The organism is Streptomyces sp. SD15, from assembly GCF_054462255.1.
Genome location: NZ_JBTLMO010000062.1, coordinates 1 through 19,273, shown reverse-complemented (window position 1 = coordinate 19,273; position 19,273 = coordinate 1). Strand labels below are relative to the sequence as shown.

The window sequence follows — 19,273 nt, the reverse complement described above, 5'->3', positions numbered from 1 at the left end:
TTCACTGGCTGCCTTCTGCTTTCTGCCTTCTGCCTTCTGACCGAAGGAAGATCCGGCCACCGGGCAGGGCCGGCCGTGCGCCGCAGCTCATCGCACCGACTCGGCGGGCGGACGCTCACGCCCAGCGCCGTAGCCGATGAAGTACGCCGGCACGCGCCTGAGCCACGGTGAGGTGGTCAGCAGGTCGCTCATCCGCTGTGCCCGCCGGGCGTTGCCGAAGGGCGGACGTCCCGCGAGCACGGGCGCGATGACCCGCGCGTGGGCGAACCGCTGCAGTGCCTGCGTCGCCGCCGTGGTCGGCCACCGGCGCCGCTGGACGCCGCGTACGTCCCGCAGGCCGACCACACCCCTGCGCAGCGGTCCGACGAGATGCCGCGCGGCAGCCACTGCGTCTTCGACGGCGAGGTTGATGCCGATGCCGAAGACCGGTGACATCGCGTGCGCCGCGTCGCCGATGCACAGCAGTCCCGGCCGGTGCCAGCGCCTGAGGCGGTCGAGCCGTACGTCGAGCATCCTCACCTCGTCCCATGACCGCAGCGCATGCGCCCGGCCCGCGAGCCAGGGCACGGCGGCCGAGAAGTCGGCCATGAACCGCTCGAGACCGGCGGCGCGGCGCTCGGCGTCGGTCCCCTTGGGAATCAGCGCGGCGCACTGCCAGTACTCCCCGCGGTCGATCATCGCGGTGAGGAGCCGGTCGCCGGCTCCTCCCACCAGCCCGTGCGGGTCGCCTTCCCGCCGTGGCAGCCGGAACCACCAGGCGTCCATGGGGCAGCTGAACTGCCGCAGCCGCAGTTCGGGCCGCGACCGCGCCAGCGAGCCCCGACCGTCGCAGGCCACCGTGAGGGTGGCCCGCAGTTCGCCACTGCGGCCGTCGGACGTGCGGTACCGCACCCCGGTGACCCGTCCGTGCTCCACCAGGAAGGACGTGGCCTCGGTGCTCATCCGCAACCGGAAGGACGGCTCTTTGCGGGCCTCGTCGGCGAGGAGGTCGAGCAGGTCCCATTGCGGCACCATCGCCACGTAGTTGTACGGGCCCGGCAGCGCGCTGATGTCCGAGACGGTGATCAGCGAACGGTCCGCGCCGAGCGGCAGCCGGACCGTGGTCACCCGGCGCTGCGGCAGACGGGCGAAGCGCTCGGCCAGACCGAGATCGTCCAGCAGCGCCAGGGTCGAGGGATGCACGGTGTCGCCGCGGAAGTCGCGCAGAAAGTCGCCGTGCTTCTCCAGGACCGTGACGGCCACGCCGGCCCGGGCCAGCAGCAGGCCGAGGACCATTCCCGCAGGGCCGCCGCCCACCACGCAGCACGTCGTCCGCTCCATCGCAGCCCTTCCCTTCGGTGACATCCACAACCCGGTCCAATAGGACATATGCCCTCAAAAATGAACAACTTCGCTGTGCGGGTTCGTGACGCCGCCCCTGGCGGCATGCTGATTCAGCAGCCGGTCCTCCTCCCTCTTCCCACCGGGCACCGTCGAAGGCGAGACGCGCTGCGGGCACACCGGGCGGGCCAACCGGCCCACCCGGGACCGTTTCTGTTGGCGTTTTCTGTTGTCGTCGGTGCGGCCTCGCCGGGCCGGCCGATGTCGTCGCCGGGGTCAACGTGCGCGACCGTGCACGCTCGGCGTGGGTATTCGTCACCATGCCCGTCCCGTCGTAGGGGACAGTCGGGAGCGCGACAAGGTGTGAACAACGCCGAGCCGTACAAGCTCGGCCGTTCACGGCCGAGAAGGTGACCCACGACACCACTCTGATGTCCCCGTTGGAGGGGCCGGGAGCCAGGCGCCACCGCGACGCGGGCTCGCACAACGCGGAGGGGAAGGGCGGGGCAGGAGTGCTGTCGGCCAGAGACAGGACCTGGGCCGTTTACCCTGCCAGGTAGTGGCCGTTCGGCTGTTTTACTGCGGTCAGCGTCGCGTAGACCACGACGTTGCCCTGGTATCCGCTGTTCTTCACGTAGCCGCCGCAGGTGATCACCCGTAGCTCGGGCAGGTCGGAGCTGCCGTAGACCTTCTCGTTGGGGAATCTTTCCTTGTCGTAGACCTCCACGGCGTCGACGGTGAATACGGCCGTGCGCCCGTCTGCCCGGCTGATCTCGATCGTGTCGCCCTTGGTCAGGGCGCCGAGCTCGTAGAAAACGCCGGGGCTGCCAGAGCGCATGTCCACATGCCCCGCGGTGAGGGCTGTGCCTGCCGAGCCTGGTGCCGTGCCCTCGCCGTACCAGCCGGCAAGGTTGGGGTTGTCGGCGGGCGGGGGCCGCAGCGCCCCCGCCTTGTCGAGGTCCAGCTTTGTCATGGGGGCGTTCACGTCGATGGCGGGGATACGAAGCCGGACGGGCTTTGCGGGGGGCAGCGGCCGGACGGCGGGGAGTGTTGCTGAGGCAGTGCGGCCGGGCGTGGGGCCTGCCGAGGAGGTGGAGAAGGCCTGGCCGGCCGAAGGCTGCGGTGGCTGTCTGTCGTGCATCGCGCCGATCATCAGCACGGTACCTGCCACCAGTGCCCAGGCCAGATGCCTGACCGAGGGGACGAACGGGTGCCGGGGCGCGCTGGTCTTGTGTCCGGGTTCCATCGCGGTTGAGCCTCTTGCCTGCAGCCGGGTGGGGTTCACTCCCGCGGCCCCCGGGGCGAACGCGGTGCCGGGGGCCGCGGGAGTCGGGCGGTCAGATCCGGTTGCCGTGCGAGCGGCGGCGCATCCTCACCAGACACCCGGCGGCGGCCGCGGCGAGCAGCACACCGCCCACGGCAACTTGCGTATCGGTGTCCTTGGCGTCCCCGAAGCCGGCTTCGACGGCGCCGTTCGGCTGGCGGCCGGTGATCCGGTACGTATCCGTGACCCTGGTCCGTGGCGGGCACTTGACGGTGACGGTGTCGGTGTCGGGCCTTTCCCCTTTCGGGATCTGGAACTGGCCGGTGAGCTCGCCCTTGTGGTCGCCTTCGAACAGGTGGAACCGCCCTCCCGCCTCCGACTCGCCCTTGCCGTAGGTCACGTCCGGGCCGCAGGCCGTGGTGCTGACGGTGACCGTAGAGCCGGGGGAAGCATTCCCCGGGCGGATGTGGATATCTGAGTCACCGGCGGCGGCCGGACTCTGCAGACTCAGCACACCGATAACCAGGCCGATACCAACGCCAACGTGTCTGTTTCGCAAGGGAATCCTCCAATGGAGCAGTGACCGGCCTGTCTGCGCGGTGCCCCTTTTGTGCTCCACCGACGAGGCAACCGACACTTCGTCAGCTCCGCAACATGACGCATCGACACATGGGTCACTCGGGCAGGCGTAACGACTGCTCTCGCATGAACATTTACGCAGGTCGCCGCAGCAGAGGCCGACACAGGGGGAGAAATCGCCAGAGGAAAGCGAATGGGCTAACTGCCCTCATCCCCAAGCGGGCCCCTGGCGCACAGCGGGCCCCTGGCACACGGTCGTACGCGCAGCCAGCCCGTGGGACCCGCCCACCGGCCCGCCACCATCGAAAACTTCACCTGATTCCGGCGAGGATGCCCCGGCGTTCACGCGGGGGAGGAATCGGCTCCTGTGGCTGTGATGCGGAGCGTCGCCGCATCTGTACTCGTCGGGCGCGGAGTGCCCGTACGGCTGCCTGGCGGAGCCGGGAAATACGAACAACTGGCCTGCAGGTCACCGGCAGTGGCGCTTTCCGGCGCCTTGCAGCTGCACGCACCCCACCCCGCTCACCGGCACCGACCACACACCGCTGCTTTCCTCCACCGTGATCGACCGGACAGGTCCTGGTGGCGACGGAGTGGAGGCGACCGGCTGACCCGAGGGGGAAACCCCGGAGGGACAACAGCATGCCGGGCCAGCCCTGTGAGCCGCAGATGGCGTAGGCGAGGTGCAGGGTGCGCCAGGCCACCTATGGTCAAGACCTTGCTGTCTGAACCCAAGTGCACCCGTCTCTGAACCTCGATTTTGAAGGTTCAGAGACGGGTTCTGACCAGCGGCGCAACCGCTAAGCGTGAGAATCCGGCCGGATCGTCCCGGCCCCCCGTCCCGTCAAGCGGCGTCGAGGGCTCCGGTGATCTTGCGGGCCATCTCGGCCATGGCAGGGCTGGGCTCGCCCTTGTGGGGCCGGGCGGCTGCCTCGATGGCGACGACGACGGTGCTGCGAAAATTGTCGGCCTCTGCCGGATCCTGCTTCTTGAGCAGGCTCATGGTTGCCGTCAGGGCCGGCAGCACGTGGTCGGCGAGTTCGGCTGTGGACTTGCCGTCCAGGTTCTTGATCTTCGTCTTCTCGGCGAGTACGTGCCCGACCAGGCCGGTCGCGGAGGTCAGGGCGATGGAGCCGTCGGTGGCGGCCCGGTGGGGCGAGCCGGCGGCACCAGCGGCGGCCATCAGCGAGACGGCTCCGTAGGCGGCGGTCCGCAGGGTGAGCTTGTCCTGGTCGGTAAGGGTGATGGACATGGCTGTGTGCTCCTCGAATCTGTCGCGGCCCCCGGGTGGGATCGCGTCGCCTTCCTTCTGGCACAGAGCCTGCGCCCGCCCGCTTTCACGGCGGCCTCACCGTGGTTTCAGCGGACAAGCGGACAAGGAGAGTCAATTGAACGCGGGTTGAGAACCCGTCTGTGAACCTCGACTCCGAAGGTTCACAGACGGGTTCCAGTCTTCTGAGTCAGGCATTCTGTTCAGATGTACAGGCTGGCCCTGTGGCACGGACGGGGCGGCCGAAGACGAGGAATATCGGTCTGTGGGGGCGTCATCCCTTGACGTGAGGAAGGCGCGGCCTCCGGGGGGATGACGCTCCGCCCGGCTCACCAGGTCTTGCCGGCCTGCTCTCGGATCGTGCGGTTGATCCGGTTGAAGAAGTTGGTCATCGCGATCTCCAGGATGATCGCGTTCAGTTGCTCCTCGCTGAAGTGGTCGGCGGCGGCGTCCCAGATCTCGTCGGTCACGCCCGGTGCGCCGTCCTGGAGCCGGGTGGCGGCCTCGGTCAGGGCGAGGGCCGCCCGCTCCTCCCCGGTGTAGAAGGGCGTCTCGCGCCACGCGACCACGTGGTGCAGCCGCTCGTCTGTCTCACCGGCCTTCTGCGCCGACTCGATCGAGGCGAAAATGCACGGGCTGCAGCCGTTGATCTGGCTGGTACGCAGATGGACCAGCGACAGCAGGCGCTTGTCGACGCCCCCGGCGTGAATCGCCTTGTAGAGGTGCTGGATCGCTGTGATCACGTCGGGGTTCGCCGGGCCGTTCACGCGTGCTTCCATCGGTGTTGCTCCTTCATCGGTGGTTCATCGGTTACCTGAGCCCCTTCGGGCTCGTCATCACCCATGACGGAGCAGAGCCGAGGAAGGTAACAACATGTCCGACACCAGCCCGGCGGACCCGATGGCCGAGGCGTTCGAGGCCCAGCGTGACCGGCTGCGCGCGGTCGCCCACCGCATGCTCGGATCGCACGCCGACGCCGAGGACGTGGTCCAGGAGGCCTGGTTGCGGCTCTCCCGCCAGGATGCGGCGACCATCCACAACCTCGCCGGCTGGCTGACCACGGTGGTCGGCCGGATCAGCCTCGATGTCCTGCGATCGCGCCAGGCCCGCCCGGAGGCGTCCTACGACGACCGCCTGTCCGAGCTCGTGGGGACGCTCGACGACAGTCCTGTTCCCGAGGACGACGCAGTGCTCGCCGACTCGGTCGGGCTCGCGCTGCTCGTCGTCCTGGAGTCGCTCGGGCCGAGCGAGCGGCTGGCGTTCGTGCTGCACGACCTGTTCGCGGTGCCGTTCGACGAGATCGGCCAGATCCTCGGCAAGTCCACCGCCGCCACCAAGATGCTCGCCAGCCGCGCCCGCAGGAAGGTGCAGGCGATTGAGCGGCCGACCGGCGTCGGACGGGAGCAGCGAGAGGTGGTCCAGGCCTTCCTGGCGGCGGCTCGCCGCGGCGACTTCGAGGAGTTGCTGCGGGTACTCGACCCCGAGGTGAAACTGACCGTCGACACCCCGTCCGGCGTGGTCGTCACCCTCGGCGCCACCAAGGTCGCAGCCGGCGCGCAACTGTCCGCCAGCGCAGCCGCACAGGGGCGGGCGGTGCTCGTCAACGGTCTCCCGGGGATCATTTCCTGGCGCGAGGACGGCACCCCGCTCTCGGTCCTCGCGTTCACCGTCGTCGGCGGCCGGATCACCGACATCACGGTCGTGATCGACCCGGCCAAGCTCGCGCTGATGGACCTGCCGGATCCGGCGTGAGTCCCTGCCGGGGCAGGTCCCCGCCAAGCGGCCGAAGTCTGTGGATCATTGACCTGTTTCAGGCTGCGGGGGCTTCGGGGCGTTCGATGATCTGGCCGCGTTCGAAGCGGGCCCCGGCGCGGACGAGGGCGACGAGGTGGGGTGCGTTCACGGCTCGCCAGCGGGCCTGGGCGGACTCGACGAGCTTGAACACCATTGCCAGGGCGGCGGCTCGGGACCCGGCACCCTTGGTGACCTTCGTCCGCAGCCTGACCGTCGCGAAGGTCGACTCGATCGGGTTCGTGGTCCGCAGGTGGATCCAGTGCTCGGCCCAGAAATCGTAGAACGCCAACAGCTCGTCCTCGTCATCGACGATCTTCTTGACGGCCTTGGGGAACGTCGCGCCGTACTGCTTGGCGAGTGTGGCGACGGCCTTGGCCGCGTGCTCCTTGTCTTCGGCGTTGTAGATGTCCTGGATGGCCAGGCGGATGCGCAGGTGGATGCCGTCGGCCCAGACATAGACGTAGTCGGTGGCGGACAGGTCGCGCTCGCCGAACACCTTGTGGTCGGCCTGCGACTGCTGCGTGAGGCGGGCCACGGTGGCCGGGGACAGGCCGGCCGAGGAGCCGAGAAACTGCTCGAGCGCGGGCACGAAGTCCCGCTGGTCAGCCAACTCGGCTATGTAGGAATTGACTTTGGCCTCCAGCGCGGCGGCCAGCATCCGCCCCGCACCGTCCCGGACGATCTCATCGATGAGCGAGGAACCGCCGGTGGTGGTGCCGGAGCATTGCTCGGCCGAAGGCCGAGTTGACACTGTCGGCCGAAAAACGGGCTGCACTCGAGGGGTGGCTGCGGCAACGTTCCACACCGCAAGCCTGGGCACTGCGGTGCCGGATCATCCTGGCCTGCGCGCATGCCGGCGCGGACGCCCGGGCGATCGCCAGCTCGCGGCCCTTCCGCGACAAGGACGACCAGGGCAACCTCCAAGGAGGAACCCCGCCCGGTGGTCTTTGCCTTGGAGCCGGGCCTGGGCCTCGAACTCGTCGACCTTACCAACCTGGAGAACAAGGCCCAGGTGCTGAGGCAGGCACATTGAGTCTGAACAGGAGGAGCGCCCGTTCGACGTGGTCGAGCCTGCCGACATCGACCCGGCCCACCCGTTCATGGTGGTCTTGAAGGACGCCTGGCAACAGCCACGCTCTCTTCCCGCGACCGTGGAACCCGACGGATCACTCCAGACATCACTGTCTTCGGCTGCAGAAGTCCCACACTGCCGGTGGTCTTCCGCAGCGCCGCCCGAGCCTTCGGATGCCGGTTGAGGGGCCGGGTGGCCACGCGCGCCGGTCAGCCGCATACCCCAACTTCCTGGCCGCAGTGGTCGCATGGCACTGAGGAACACCGCCCAGCATTCCGCGCACATGCGCAGGTGCAGCCCGGCAGGCCGGAGACTTGCTCGGCTGTCAAACCTGCGTACTTCCCGCCGGATGACCTCATCGGTCGCCCCATCGGACCGGCCGAAGCTCCTCGCGTTGCGACCCGAGCCGGTGCGAGGCAGGGCCACGCGTGACGGCGACCCTCCGCGCGGATCAGCGATCCGGATCCGGTGCCGGGCCGGACCCCGGACGGTCCGTTCGGCCCGGCCTTGCGGACCTGCGATGGCTGGTGTCGCACCACGGGAAGGTGCGGCTGCGGCGGCAGGTGCACAGCGCCACGCAAAACCGGTCGGACGATACGGTGGTGCCGTCGTCCAGGGTGACTTCGACCGGGCCTTCAATGAGCAGCGGCCCTGCGCGCTGAGCTGTGATGCGGCGGCGTCGTTCATCGGCGTCTTTCAGCACGGATGATCACCAGCTCTTCCTCCTCGTCATCGCCTTCCAGCAGGCCGCGGCTTTGCAGCCAGCCGCTTCGGCAGCGAAGGACGGGCCCGAAGGCGATGTGGCGGTGTTCCACGATGTCTGTGCTCAGGCCTGCCGCCCGCAAGAGTCTCAGCGTCTCTTCCGCGCCGCTGAGGACGGACTGAACGAGGAGCATCACCCCGCCGGGCCGGAGCAGTGCGGGTGCGTCCTGGCATATGCGGTCCAGCAGGAGACGGCCGTCATGGCCGGCGTCCCAGGCTCGGGCCGCGCCGCGGCGGGGGCAGTCGGCGTGGGGTGAGGGAACGTACGGCGGGTTGGTCACAATGAGATCGAAAGATCGGCCCGATACCGGAGTCAGCAGGTTGCCGTGCATGACGCGCAGCGGAAGTCGCGCCAGCACCGCGTTGACCTTGGCGTTGACAACCGCCCGCCAAGAGATGTCGACGGCTGTGACCTGAGCGCCCAGCCGTGCGGCGGCCAGAGCGACAGCTCCTGTTCCCGTGCCGATGTCGAGGACATGAGCCTGCGGGGGGAGGGGTTCCTGACACAGGGATTGCACGAGCAGGTCGGTGTCGTCCTGTGGGGCGTAGACGCCGGGAAGCGCAAGCGGAGTCATGAGGTTTCGTCTCCGGTTCTCAAGGGCGCCGCAGAACGGTTGGGTCTGGCGGGTCAGACGGGAGTGCGCAGCGACGACTTGCCTGCCCGCCACGCGCCGAGGAGTCGCTCGGCAAGACGGTCCTCGACGTAGTTGGTGGCGTCCACGCCGAACGCGACGTCGCCGTCCAGGTGAGGTTCTTCCTCGAGGAGGCCTGCGACCACTTCCCGGCGCACGACCTGCTCATGTACGGCGTCGGCTTCGACGTGTTCGTCGTAGAAGTGTTCGGCGGCCGGTCCCGCGCCGGTGCGTCGCATCGCCTGCGCAAGCCGCCGCGAACCGGGCGACGAGGTGATCTCGACGGCGGCGAAGTGACCTACCAGGGCGCCTCGCAGGGCGCGGTGCAGTCCGAAGAGGGACATCAGATTCACGACGGCGAGTGCCTCGGCGCCGGCGGCGTCGAGATAGCACCCGTAGGTGGTGTCCAGGCCGAGGTCGGCCATGAGGTCGGCGAACAGCCGCGCGTGCACGCGATCCGCCCGGCCACCGCCGAACTCGTCGAACTCCACGGCCGCCATGCCGGCCTTCGCCCGGCCCCACAGGCGGGGCAGGACCCAGGCGTGCGGATCCGCCTCCTTGAGGTGGTACAGCGACCGCTGCGCGGCGTATTCGCGTAGCTGCCACAGTTCCCCGTCGTCGTGGAGGTAGTGGGTGACACCGGTGCCGTCGACGGGCTCGACGAGCAGTTCGTCCAGCGCCTCGGCGGCGCGCTCATGCCGTGTCGCCCGCCGGCGCAGCGCCTTGAGGTAGGGGTCCTCCAGGGCTGCCCGGGCCCTGAGCAGGTCGGGGTCCCATTCGCGGGCAGGGTCTACGTCGGCGAAACCCCGGTAATGGAGCTCGTAACAGAGATACAGACCGAGCTGCCAGTCGTCGCCGAGAGGGGATGCGTCTGCAATCGCCCTGTCGTCGGGAGGAGGCCCTGTACTTCTCAAGTACTCCGTAATCGCCTTCGAAATTCTGCCCCGGCTCGGCGGCAAGGGCGGTTCTTTCGACCAGAAATCCATGTGTAACGCAGTACCCGTGATCCAGAACGTCTCACATGGCCGATCTTCTTCGCCGCTGGGCGAGGGCACTCGCTCTCGCACCGGAAGCGGCGCGGGTGCGTCGGGGCGCTCATGACTGCCGCGCACCCCAAACGTGTTCTTGGGGGGATGTCATCCCGGCGTGACACGGCCGTGCCACGAGCCGGATTCGCCGCCGCGCTCCTCGATGTACTCCTTGAAACGCCGCATGTCGCCCTTGACGCGACGATCGATCATTCCGGACACGGCCGCGGCCTTCTCAGCCGCCCCCCTCGGCTCGATGTCCATGACGAGTTCCACACGGGTGTGCGTGTTGTCCAGGCTCTGGAAGCGGACCATGCCCATCTGCTGGGTGTCGCCGCTGATCGTGCGCCAGGCGATCCTTTCGTCCGGGAGCTGGTCCACGATCTCGGTGTCGAACTCCCGCCGTATGCCGGCGATCTTGGTGGTCCAGTGGTTATGGGTTTCGTCGAGCTGTATCACCTCCTCGACGCCGTCCATGAAGTTCGGAAACTCCGCGAACTGCGTCCACTGGTTGTACGCGGTGTGGATCGGAACATCGACCTCGACAGATTCCTTCACCGTGCTCATCGCTGCGCCTCCTTCGTGAATTCACCGCACGGACAGCGGTATTGCCGTGCGGACTCGTGCACGGTGAGGCGAGTACCCCTTGTCGGCGACGGTACGGCTGGGCAGGCACCCCTCTCCGGTGCGGGGGGTCAGTCGGAGGGCGGCAGCAATGGGCCCAGCGGCCCGAGGTCGAGATTGAGGTCCTCCATGGTCAGCCCGTACTGGGCGCACAGGTCGCTCATGCGGTCGTGGAGCAGCATGAGTGTCGCTCCCAGGCGTTCCTCCTGCTCGTCGGTGAGGTTTCCCTGGTCGACGCGGTGCAGGGCTTGCCGTTCCATGAGCTGGCGCAGCAGTTCCACCAGGGTGAGGACGAGCTTGATGAGGTCCTGCTCCACGGTGTCGCGGTCGGAGCTGATGCGTCGGGCGGGGGAGCGGGAGGGCGTTCGGGCCGGCGGGCCAAGGTCGCGCGGTGAGGCGGGCAGCAGTTGGAAGGCACGCGCGGCAGCCTCCGCGACCTCTTCGCCGCGGCGCCGCGGCCGGCTCTCTCCCTCAGCCGCCATGGTCGCCCCCTCGCAGCGGGTCGGTCCCGGTCCATGGCGAGGGGTTCTGCTCGCTGATGGAAACGATCAGGGCACGCAGTGAAATACGTACAAGATCGATGTCCGCGATGGACAGCACAACGTCACCGGTGAGCACGACCCCACCGCTCAGAAGTCGGTCCAACAGATCGATGAGAGCGACCTGCCGCTGAGGCAGGCGCTCTGCTTCGGGCCGCGGGCCAGGCGTGATCACGGGGGCACTCTCTCTGCGGCATCGCCAGATCCGTCAAGCGGCATGGCGAAGGAGTACGGCGCCCAGGGGCCGGTGGCCTCGACTCGGACCCCTTGCAGCCCGTCAGCGGCATGCGTCACATCGGCCAGGAACTCGTCGCAACGCTTCAGGGGCACGAGGTACGCGTCATTGACGACGTTCTCGCCCGTGTCGGCTGCATGGGCCAGGACGCCTTGCTGCACGCGGTGCCGGACTCGGTCGGCGGCATGCTTGCGGCCCGCGTTCTCCACACGCTCGGCGGCCTTCTGCGCCGCCTGGTACACGCTGTCGCGAACACTCTGCTGCTGTCGGCGGTTACGCAGATAGGCGCGCCCAGGGGGCAGGTCTGCCGCGGGAGCGGCCGGGGCCGCGGGGCCCGCAGTCGGCTCGACATAGATCTTGACCCCCCATTCGACGTGGTCGGCGAGTCGGGTCAGACGCTCCGCGAACATGGTCCGCCCGGCTTCCAGCGCGTCCCGGGCCCTGTTGTCGTCGAGGTACACGGTTGCCAGGCGTAGCGGAAGGACGGTGGTGCGCACGGCCAAGGCCTCTATGACGCCGTGGTGGGCGCGGGCCACCGCCTCCAGCCATTCCAGGTCCTCAAGGTGTTGCTTGAGAGCGTCCTCCTGGAAGTCCTGTGCGGGAACATGGCTGACTGCGAGCATCAGTTGATCGTCACCGGTGCCGGTGATGAGGCGGACAGGCGCATCGGCGACGCCGCGGAGCGCAGCGGCTCGCTCCTGTAGTCCCTCGGTGTTGCCCGTCACGGCATACGCGTAGGCCATGAGGTCACTCATCGCGAGCACTTCCCCTGCGACGGCTGCTTCTGTCCTGCGGAGCCTCTTCGTGCGAGGGGAGCGGTCTGCCCTGGCGGAGTTCCTCGATTTCGGCCCGCAGGCGACGGTTCTCGTCGGCGAGGGACCGTTCGTCCCTGGCCCGGGAGGACAGCGCGGGGTCGTGCTCCCACCAGTCGATGCCCATTTCTTTCGCTTTGTCGACGGAGGCGACCAGGAGGCGCAGTTTGATGGTCAACAGCTCGATGTCGAGAAGGTTGATCTGTATGTCGCCTGCAATGACGATGCCTTTGTCGAGAACCCGTTCAAGGATGTCGGCGAGATTGGCAGAAGAGCCTTGCCCGTAGGGCGCCGCTGCTCGGGACGGGTAGGAGCCAAGCCTGTTGGCCAGGGGTTCAGTCACGGTGGCGGCCTCTGTTCCTCGTACCGGATCAGGGGTGTCAGCCCTGCCAGTAGGCTCGGATCTCGTCCAGCCGGTCGAGCAGTTCGTCCTCGCACCGGTCGAACGTCTCCTGGTCGATGTCTCCTGCCAAGAGCCGTTGCTCGAGTTCCGCGAGTTCGCGGTGTACCGGTTCGGAGTCGTAGTACTCGTTCTCGGCTGCCTCCCGGACGCGATCCACGACCCATACGACGCCGCGCACGGGCGCCAGGGGGAGGGTGGCCAGCTGTGTGAACAGGCCCATGAGGACTCCTTCAGACGAAGCTGTAGGGAGGAAGGGGGCCGTTGAGCCGGAAGTTGAAGTCGTCGCCCAACTGGTGGGCAACGCTCAACTCCGCCGTGAGGAATGCCTCTTCTTGGTCCCCAGCCACCAGGAACGACACACTGAGGAAGTCCGAGCCCGTCGGGTGGGAGGACTCAAGCCGCCGGGCGAAGGGGCGCAGTGCTTCGCGCACACCTGCCGCCAGCGCCTCCTGCCGTGCGTCCACCTCTTGGGCGACCAGCTCGCCGAGTTGCATTGATGCGTCAGGGCTTGCGTTCCCACTGCGGACCTTGTCATTGAGCTCGCGTGCCTCGTTCGACTCCCGGAGGATCTGACGCAGCAGCGCGTCCTCATCCTGCGAGGCCTTCAGGTGGTATTCGACGCACCCTTCCAGCGCTTGAAGCCTGTCCGTGTAGTCCTCGGCATTCTGCTCCAGGGCGAGTCGTACAGCCTCGTCGTCCGCGGCGATGAGGCCGAACCGCATGGGCAGCACAGTGCCGTCTGCCATGAGGCGCTCCTGCACTTCCTGGTGAGCGATGATGTCGCGGCGCTTGGGGCGCAGATCCTCCGGGGCGTCGCTGACCACCGCACAGAGCGGCCCGGCAGCCACTGTCCGCAAGCCGGCCGGTGCCTCTCCGACGCCGCCGAGATCGTCGATGTGGAGCGGGTGCTGCTTGTCGGCGATGGAGTAGATGTATACGGCCATGGCTCATTCCTTTTCGCGGGGCGAGCCCCTTTCGCGCTCACGTCGGGAGGTACGTCGAACCGGCCGCCGCCTCTCCACGGGTTCCTTTTCCGCGTCCTCGTCTTCTTCCTCGGGCTCTTCTTCATCGCTGTCACGGTCGGTGACACCCTTGAGGGAATCGGTCACCGCTTCCACGGCGCCGGTGAGGGCCCCCTTGGACTTGCCCTTCGCCCCGCTCTCCACCGAATCCCCGACGATGTCGGTCAACTGGGTGGGTGCTTTTCTCCCGGCCTCGAGGTCAAGGCGGTTGCATGCCTCGGCGAAACGCAAATAGGTGTCGACGCTGGCCACGACGATGCGAGCATCGATCTTGAGGATCTCGATGCCCACCAGTGACACGCGGACGAACACGTCGATGACCAGCCCGCGATCAAGAATGAGTTCCAGGACGTCGTAAAGACTGCCGGTGCCGCCGCCCCGGGCGACACCGCCTCCGCTCTGCGGCACCACTGTCATGGTGCCTCCCTTCACCGGCTGTGCTGTCTCAGCCCCGCCGGTCGATCTGGCCCCGGGTATAACGGCGCGTCCTTTCGTAGGCCACCAGATCGCCTTCCTTGTCGAGCGTCACTCGGTAGGTAGCCATCACGCTCGTGGTTTCAGGGACGCGCTCCAGCTCGAGTACCTCGACGTCGGCCTCCCAACCGTCCTCCGTCGGTTTCAGTGCCGAGACGGACTCGGGGGCCCGCCCGAGCAACTCCTGAAGTTGTTCGGCGGCGGAACGAATGGCCCGGGCGGCATTGGCCTTGCCTGAGCGTCGCCGGGAGCCGCCAGCGGCGTCCCGGTCGGAGCTGCGGCTGCTGCTGGACCGTCGCCGGGGTTCTGCTGCGGACATGGTTTCTCCGGTGGTCGGAGCGGGCGCCATATTCCACGCGCGAACACTACAATCGCATCATATACGGATAGATTGCCCGGGCGGTGGGTGGCATCGCGCGAACCGCCCAGGAGGGCTTCGCGGCAAGTCCCGGGCGCGGCGGACTGTGCGACTCATCGCGTCCGATCCGCTTTCTGTCCCAAACGCGGGTTGGACAAGGGGTGTTGGCCCGCGTTCGGGCGTGTTCACCTGCCCTTTCCGAAGGGAACCGGCTCATGAATGACACGACCAAGATCGGCCTCGGCGCCGCGATCGCAGCTGGCTATGTGCTCGGACGTGCAAAGAAAGGCCGTCTCGCCTTTGCCGCGGCAACCTATCTCGCCGGTCGCCGTTTCGGACTCGATCCGCAGCAGCTGATGACAACAGGCCTGCGCAAACTCGGCGACATTCCAGGGGTCGCAGAGCTGAACGAGCAGGTACGCGGCGAACTACTGGACGCCGGACGTAAAGCTCTGGCCGCCACCGCCGATCGGCGCCTTACCGGCCTCGCCGATTCCCTCCACAAGCGCACGCTGCGCATCGGCGAGGAGAAGTACGAAGAGGAGGAGGAAGAGCCGGAGGAGGGCGAGGAGCGTTACGAGCACGAGGAAGAGATGGAGGGCGAGGAGGAAGAACCCGAGGAAGAAGCCGAGGAAGAGCCGGAAGAGGAAAAAGCTGAGGAAGAGCCGGAAGAAGAGCCGGAGGAAGAGGAAGAAGCCGAGGAAGAAGCCGAGGAAGAGCCGGAAGAGGAAGAACCGCCACGGCGTCGTCGGCCGACGGGAACCGCTGCAAGAAAGCGCGCGGCCGAACCGGCTCCCCGCAAGGCGGCTTCCAACAAGCCTGCTCCGGCCAGGAAGAGGGCTCCGGCGGAGAAGACCGCAGCGCAGAGGCCCGCGGCCAAGGGAACTGCCGCCAAGAAGGCGGCGCCGGCGAAGAAGACAGCGAAGAAGTCTTCGCCCCCTGCCAAGAAGACGGCAGCGAAGAAGACCACGGCCAAGCGGGCGGCCGCGAAGAAGGCTCCGGCGAAGAAGACGGCCGCCAAGAAGACTGCCGCGCGGCGGAGGTAGGCCATGGCCAGCAAAGAGCGTGTCACCGACCGGGCAGAGGGTTCGGGTCTGGAAATGCTGCGCGACGAGCTTGCCGACTACCTCGGTGCTCACATGGAGCATCTCGTCGACAGGGCCGGGGGGAAGTTGGGAGACGTCACCGACCAACTCCTTGATGCAGCCGAGAACGGCGGTCCTCTTCCCGCCATCGGAGGACGCATCCTCAAAGGCGATTCCCCCTTGAAGGCGGTAGCCGGCGAGACGGCCAAGGGGCTCAAAGACAAGGTGCTGGGCAAGGTCAAGAACGTGTTCGGTGGGGGCGGCGGTGGCAAAGCCGGCAGCACCAAGGTGATGAACATCGTTGAAGTGCTCGATGTGGGTCTGCCGACCCGCGCGGTGTACAACCACTGGACCCAGTACAAGGAGTTCAGCAGCTTCACCAAAGGGGTGCGCAGTGTGTCTCAGAACGACGAGACCACCAGCGACTGGAAGGTGAAGGTCGGCCCCTCGGCTCGCGGGTGGAAGGCAACCGTTCAGGAACAAGTGCCGGACGAGCGAATCGTATGGAGCTCCGAGGGCGCGAAGGGCACCACGCACGGCTGTGTCAGCTTCCACGAAATCACGCCTGACCTGACGCGCCTCGTGCTCGTTGTCGAGTACTACCCCTCGGGTTTCTTCGAGAAGACCGGCAACCTGTGGCGTGCCCAAGGGCGCCGCTTGCGGCTGGACTTCAAGAACTTCCAGCGGTATGTCACGTTTGCTGATGAAGAAGTTGAGGGCTGGCGCGGTGAAATCCGCGACGGCGAGGTGGTTCGGAGCCACGAGGAAGCACTGGAAGAGGAGGAAGCGGCAGGTGAATCCGAGGGGGAGGAGGAGTACGACGAAGAGGGCGCCGGCGACGAAGAGTACGACGAAGAGGGCGCCGACGAAGAGGGCGCCGACGAAGAGGTCGCCGACGAAGAGACTCCCGAAGAGGAAGAGGAGTACGAACAGGACGAGGGCTGAAGCGGCCGCAGCGGTGCGATACGGACTTTCCCCGGTGTGATCCGCTCCGCAAGTCGCCCGGTGTGATCCGCTCCGTAAGTCGACTTGTGCGCTCGGTCTCTCAGATCTCGTCCTCCATCCGAATCAAGAAGGTGGCTGCCGGTGCGGTGGGACGGCTCCGACCTCACCGGCATCGGTTATGGGTTTGCATGCTGGTTGGGCAGAAGCCGCGCTATGCCGGCCGGGCGGGCTGTTCGCCTTCGAGGTACAGCACCAGGTGCTCGTGGTAGAGCACACCGCCGCGAACGTCCCCCGTAGCGGTGAAACCGGTGTCGTCGACGTAGTCGATGTGACTGCCGTTGACTGTGTATCTGCCCGTGTAGGCGCTCTTTCGGTTGCCTCGGGCTTCGTCGTAGCGTCCGTTCGGCAGCAGCTCCTGCCGGATGAAGCCGTCTGCGGTCACCCACATCCCGACATACGGGTGAGGGTCGGGGGAAGTGTTGTTCGTCGTCATGTCTCCACGGTCCGTTCTCCGGAGCGAGGCAGCCAGGCCGCAGTCCACCCAGGGTGAGGCAGTCCTGGGAGTCAGACACCTACCTGCCGCGCGCGGGCGGCCTTCGGATGGAAGCGCTCCCTGCCGTTCACGGAGGAGTGCGCACTTGGCCGGTTGGTGAGGCAGCGACCCTTCACCGGTAAGTGGCAGGGCCTCCTCGGCCGCCTCGGCCGGGCCAGGCCTGTCAGCTGGTCGACCAGGTGATCGTTCACGGCTTCGGCAGCGTCGGGCTCGGCGACTTGGACCTTCTCTGCCTCGATGACGTTGCTACCGCTCAACGCCGCTTCTTTGACCGGGCGTTACAGCCGACGATCTCATCGTCGGCGGGGCTGCCCTGGAAGGTGGCAGCCCCACTGGATCCGATGACTCAGATGGCCTGGGCGGTGGGCATGATGGTGATCTCGGTCAGATTGACGTGGCGCGGGACAGCCGCCATGAAGGCGACGGTCTCGGCGATGTCGGCGGACTGCAGGCAGTCGATGTCGTGGATGAGGTCGGCCATCAGCTTGGAGGCGTCGGCGTCGGTGACGTGGTCGGGGAGTTCGGTGTCGACCATGCCGGGTTCGATGGTGGCGACGCGGACCATCTTCGGGCCGAGTTCGACGCGGAGGAGCCGGGTGAGGTGGCTGATGTAGGCCTTGGTGCCGGAGTAGACGGAGAACTTCTCCAGGATGCGGGTGGCCGCGATGGAAGAGGTGTTGATCAGGTCGGCGGGCTTGCCCTGGGCTGCGGACTCCGTCAGGTGGGGCAGGAAGGCGGCGATGACATTCATCAGGCCGCTGATGTTGAGGTCGATCTGCCGCTGCCACTCATCGACCTTGAGTTCCTCGATGCCGGAGATGAGCTGGACGCCGGCGTTGTTGAACACCAGGTCGGCCTTGCCGAAGCGTTCGGCGACCTGGTCGGCGGCCGTCTGGACGGCGGCGCGGTCGGTGACGTCGACTGCGAGCGCCAGTGCGGTCCCGCCAAAGGCCTCGATGCTCGTGACGACGTCCTCCAGCTTGTCCTTGCGGCGGGCGAGCACGACCACGGTGGCGCCCAGTTGGGCGAGGCGTTCGGCGGTGGCGGCACCCATACCGCTGGAAGCGCCGGAGACAACAGCGACACGGCCCGCGAGCGGGGAGCCGGAGAGAAGAGCAGACATGACAGGTTCCTTCGAATGCGTGGTGCAAGTGGCGAACGCGGAATCCGCGGAGGCGGATCCGTGGCGGGCCGGGGCGCCCGGCTGGGCCGCGAGGGGGAACTGACCCAGCCGAGCAGTTGTGAGGCCCGCGCACATGGGCGAGGGCGCACACCCCGGCGATCTCAGTGAACTCAGGCGGCGTCGTCGTGCGCGGTGGCGGCGGACTTCTCACGCCACGGGGCGAGGTCGTCCTGCACCTGCTGGTACTTGACCTCGAGACGCTCGAGGGTGTCGCGCCCGAGGTAGAGGTGCGTGGGCAGCTTCTCGGCGGAGGCGACCTCGACGATGAGGGCGGCGCCCTTGACGGGGTCGCCGAGCTGCGCGTGGTTGGCCTTGTCGATCCAGTCCAGCGTCACGTGCGCGGGCGTGCCGTCGTAGTCCGCGATGCGGTCGGCGGCGACCGACAGGGAGCTGGCGTCGAGGAAGTCCGTGCGGAACACACCCGGCTCGACGACCACCGACTGGATGTGGAACGGCGCCATCTCGGCGGAGAGCGCCTCGCTGATGCCGGCGACCGCGAACTTCGACGCGCAGTACAGGCTGACACCGGGCTCGCCCTCGAAGCCGGAGCGGGAACCGATGTGCACGAGCTTGCCGGAGCCCTGCTTGCGCATGACGGGCAGGACGGCGCGGGTGACGTTGATCAGGCCGAAGACGTTGAGGTCGAACAGCGAGCGGGCTTCGGCGTCGGTGATCTCCTCCAGGGCGCCCAGCAGGCCGCGGCCGGCGTTGTTCACCAGGACGTCGATGCCGCCGAACCGGTCCACGGCCGCCTCGACGGCCTGCGGGATGCTGTCGTTGTCGGTGACGTCCAGGGCGACCGCGAACACCTTGTCGGAGTTCTTCAGATCGGCCGGTACCCGCTCCGGGTTCCGTACGCCGACCACGACATTGTTGCCCTCCGCCAGCGCAGCGCGGGCAATCTCCGCACCGATACCTCGGGAAGCTCCGGTAACGAACCAAGTAGCCATGATCAGGTCTCTTTCTCTGCTTCTCGTTCAGATGTCGGGGATTTCCTCCGACGCATTCGATTCTGCGAGGCATCGCGAGAGGCAGGAAGGCCGGGAGTTTCCTGGGAGAAGTACTCCCAGGCTGCGGAGGGCCCCTTCCGCTGCCGCCCTCTCCGGATCGGGCCGACAGCGGACGGCCCGCGGTTGCACGACCATGCCGGTGAGGAAATGGACGCAAGGCCAGGCAGGTCTAAGAAGTCATCTCATTTGGCCGGGTAAGCTGCCGGTCGTGGCAGGGATCGTTGAGCGGCTAGTGCCGGACGAGTTGTGGGAACTGTTCCAGCGGGTGGTGCCGGAGGCGCCGTCGCGGCCTCAGGGCGGTGGCCGGCG

The 19,273-nt window shown here is 67.4% G+C and carries 24 protein-coding genes; 3 read left to right on the top strand and 21 right to left on the bottom strand.

The features are described from left to right. Window positions 1–87: 87 nt before the first annotated feature. The 5 genes from ACX28W_RS37840 to ACX28W_RS37820 all read right to left on the bottom strand — a co-directional run bounded on the left by ACX28W_RS37840 (window position 88) and on the right by ACX28W_RS37820 (window position 5,212). Window positions 88–1,320 (bottom strand): FAD-dependent oxidoreductase, encoded by a 1,233-nt coding sequence (locus ACX28W_RS37840; RefSeq protein ID WP_459004621.1) that lies wholly within the window; start codon window positions 1,318–1,320, stop codon window positions 88–90. A 544-nt stretch (window positions 1,321–1,864) separates the two neighbouring features. Next, window positions 1,865–2,566, bottom strand: coding sequence for a class F sortase (locus tag ACX28W_RS37835; protein WP_459004619.1), 702 nt, complete (start codon window positions 2,564–2,566; stop codon window positions 1,865–1,867). A 91-nt stretch (window positions 2,567–2,657) separates the two neighbouring features. After that, window positions 2,658–3,098 carry a sortase gene (locus ACX28W_RS37830; RefSeq protein WP_459004618.1) on the bottom strand — a complete coding sequence of 147 codons (441 nt, stop codon included), beginning with the start codon at window positions 3,096–3,098 and terminating at the stop codon, window positions 2,658–2,660. A gap of 909 nt (window positions 3,099–4,007) precedes the next feature. After that, window positions 4,008–4,415, bottom strand: a complete 408-nt coding sequence (locus ACX28W_RS37825) for a hypothetical protein (protein ID WP_459004617.1) — start codon at window positions 4,413–4,415, stop codon at window positions 4,008–4,010. A gap of 347 nt (window positions 4,416–4,762) precedes the next feature. Beyond that, window positions 4,763–5,212, bottom strand: coding sequence for a carboxymuconolactone decarboxylase family protein (locus ACX28W_RS37820; protein WP_459004615.1), 450 nt, complete (start codon window positions 5,210–5,212; stop codon window positions 4,763–4,765). A 94-nt stretch (window positions 5,213–5,306) separates the two neighbouring features. On the opposite strand from ACX28W_RS37820, the gene ACX28W_RS37815 reads away from it, so the two are divergent. After that, window positions 5,307–6,185 carry a sigma-70 family RNA polymerase sigma factor gene (locus ACX28W_RS37815; protein ID WP_459004614.1) on the top strand — a complete coding sequence of 293 codons (879 nt, stop codon included), beginning with the start codon at window positions 5,307–5,309 and terminating at the stop codon, window positions 6,183–6,185. Between the two features lie 58 nt (window positions 6,186–6,243). On the opposite strand, the gene ACX28W_RS37810 is transcribed toward ACX28W_RS37815, so the two are convergent. From ACX28W_RS37810 to ACX28W_RS37750, 13 genes are all read right to left on the bottom strand, one after another. Then, a complete protein-coding gene (locus ACX28W_RS37810; protein ID WP_459004612.1) occupies window positions 6,244–6,978 on the bottom strand; it encodes a transposase in 735 nt (244 codons plus the stop codon). Window positions 6,979–7,750: 772 nt separating this feature from the next. Next, window positions 7,751–8,002 (bottom strand): CDGSH iron-sulfur domain-containing protein, encoded by a 252-nt coding sequence (locus ACX28W_RS37805; protein ID WP_459004610.1) that lies wholly within the window; start codon window positions 8,000–8,002, stop codon window positions 7,751–7,753. Beyond that, window positions 7,983–8,636: a HemK2/MTQ2 family protein methyltransferase gene (locus ACX28W_RS37800; protein ID WP_459004609.1), complete on the bottom strand. Its 654-nt coding sequence runs from the start codon at window positions 8,634–8,636 to the stop codon at window positions 7,983–7,985. The genes ACX28W_RS37805 and ACX28W_RS37800 overlap by 20 nt, the downstream gene beginning before the upstream one ends. Window positions 8,637–8,689: 53 nt before the next feature. After that, the gene (locus tag ACX28W_RS37795) at window positions 8,690–9,679 is read right to left on the bottom strand and encodes an iron-containing redox enzyme family protein (RefSeq protein ID WP_459004608.1); all 990 of its coding nucleotides are present in this window, start codon (window positions 9,677–9,679) and stop codon (window positions 8,690–8,692) included. Window positions 9,680–9,829: 150 nt separating this feature from the next. Beyond that, a complete protein-coding gene (locus ACX28W_RS37790; RefSeq protein WP_459004607.1) occupies window positions 9,830–10,288 on the bottom strand; it encodes an SRPBCC family protein in 459 nt (152 codons plus the stop codon). Between the two features lie 128 nt (window positions 10,289–10,416). Next, entirely contained in the window at window positions 10,417–10,827 is a 411-nt protein-coding gene (locus ACX28W_RS37785) for a gas vesicle protein K (protein WP_459004606.1), read from the bottom strand. Next, window positions 10,817–11,059 carry a gas vesicle protein gene (locus ACX28W_RS37780; protein WP_459004605.1) on the bottom strand — a complete coding sequence of 81 codons (243 nt, stop codon included), beginning with the start codon at window positions 11,057–11,059 and terminating at the stop codon, window positions 10,817–10,819. Before ACX28W_RS37780 ends, ACX28W_RS37785 begins: the two co-directional genes overlap by 11 nt. Continuing rightward, complete coding sequence (locus tag ACX28W_RS37775) at window positions 11,056–11,874, bottom strand: GvpL/GvpF family gas vesicle protein (RefSeq protein ID WP_459004603.1); 819 nt, start codon at window positions 11,872–11,874, stop codon at window positions 11,056–11,058. Before ACX28W_RS37775 ends, ACX28W_RS37780 begins: the two co-directional genes overlap by 4 nt. Continuing rightward, the gene (gene gvpJ / locus ACX28W_RS37770) at window positions 11,867–12,274 is read right to left on the bottom strand and encodes a gas vesicle protein GvpJ (protein ID WP_459004602.1); all 408 of its coding nucleotides are present in this window, start codon (window positions 12,272–12,274) and stop codon (window positions 11,867–11,869) included. Before gvpJ ends, ACX28W_RS37775 begins: the two co-directional genes overlap by 8 nt. A gap of 37 nt (window positions 12,275–12,311) precedes the next feature. Beyond that, the gene (locus tag ACX28W_RS37765) at window positions 12,312–12,554 is read right to left on the bottom strand and encodes a gas vesicle protein GvpG (RefSeq protein WP_459004600.1); all 243 of its coding nucleotides are present in this window, start codon (window positions 12,552–12,554) and stop codon (window positions 12,312–12,314) included. 10 nt (window positions 12,555–12,564) lie between these two features. Next, window positions 12,565–13,278: a GvpL/GvpF family gas vesicle protein gene (locus ACX28W_RS37760; protein WP_459004599.1), complete on the bottom strand. Its 714-nt coding sequence runs from the start codon at window positions 13,276–13,278 to the stop codon at window positions 12,565–12,567. A 3-nt stretch (window positions 13,279–13,281) separates the two neighbouring features. Continuing rightward, window positions 13,282–13,773 (bottom strand): gas vesicle structural protein GvpA, encoded by a 492-nt coding sequence (locus ACX28W_RS37755; RefSeq protein WP_459004598.1) that lies wholly within the window; start codon window positions 13,771–13,773, stop codon window positions 13,282–13,284. A 28-nt stretch (window positions 13,774–13,801) separates the two neighbouring features. Further along, a complete protein-coding gene (locus ACX28W_RS37750) occupies window positions 13,802–14,149 on the bottom strand; it encodes a gas vesicle protein GvpO (protein WP_459004597.1) in 348 nt (115 codons plus the stop codon). A gap of 254 nt (window positions 14,150–14,403) precedes the next feature. Between ACX28W_RS37750 and ACX28W_RS37745 the strand changes: the two genes are divergently transcribed. Together ACX28W_RS37745 and ACX28W_RS37740 are read left to right on the top strand one after the other, a co-directional pair. After that, entirely contained in the window at window positions 14,404–15,234 is an 831-nt protein-coding gene (locus ACX28W_RS37745) for a histone protein (protein WP_459004596.1), read from the top strand. Between the two features lie 3 nt (window positions 15,235–15,237). Continuing rightward, a complete protein-coding gene (locus ACX28W_RS37740; protein ID WP_459004595.1) occupies window positions 15,238–16,218 on the top strand; it encodes an SRPBCC family protein in 981 nt (326 codons plus the stop codon). Between the two features lie 211 nt (window positions 16,219–16,429). Here ACX28W_RS37740 and ACX28W_RS37735 read toward each other — a convergent pair whose 3' ends face one another. The 3 genes from ACX28W_RS37735 to ACX28W_RS37725 all read right to left on the bottom strand — a co-directional run bounded on the left by ACX28W_RS37735 (window position 16,430) and on the right by ACX28W_RS37725 (window position 18,904). Then, the gene (locus ACX28W_RS37735) at window positions 16,430–16,711 is read right to left on the bottom strand and encodes an Atu4866 domain-containing protein (RefSeq protein WP_459004594.1); all 282 of its coding nucleotides are present in this window, start codon (window positions 16,709–16,711) and stop codon (window positions 16,430–16,432) included. A gap of 406 nt (window positions 16,712–17,117) precedes the next feature. After that, window positions 17,118–17,894: an SDR family oxidoreductase gene (locus tag ACX28W_RS37730; RefSeq protein ID WP_459004592.1), complete on the bottom strand. Its 777-nt coding sequence runs from the start codon at window positions 17,892–17,894 to the stop codon at window positions 17,118–17,120. 170 nt (window positions 17,895–18,064) lie between these two features. Continuing rightward, window positions 18,065–18,904 carry an SDR family NAD(P)-dependent oxidoreductase gene (locus tag ACX28W_RS37725; protein ID WP_459004591.1) on the bottom strand — a complete coding sequence of 280 codons (840 nt, stop codon included), beginning with the start codon at window positions 18,902–18,904 and terminating at the stop codon, window positions 18,065–18,067. Between the last annotated feature and the right edge of the window lie 369 nt (window positions 18,905–19,273).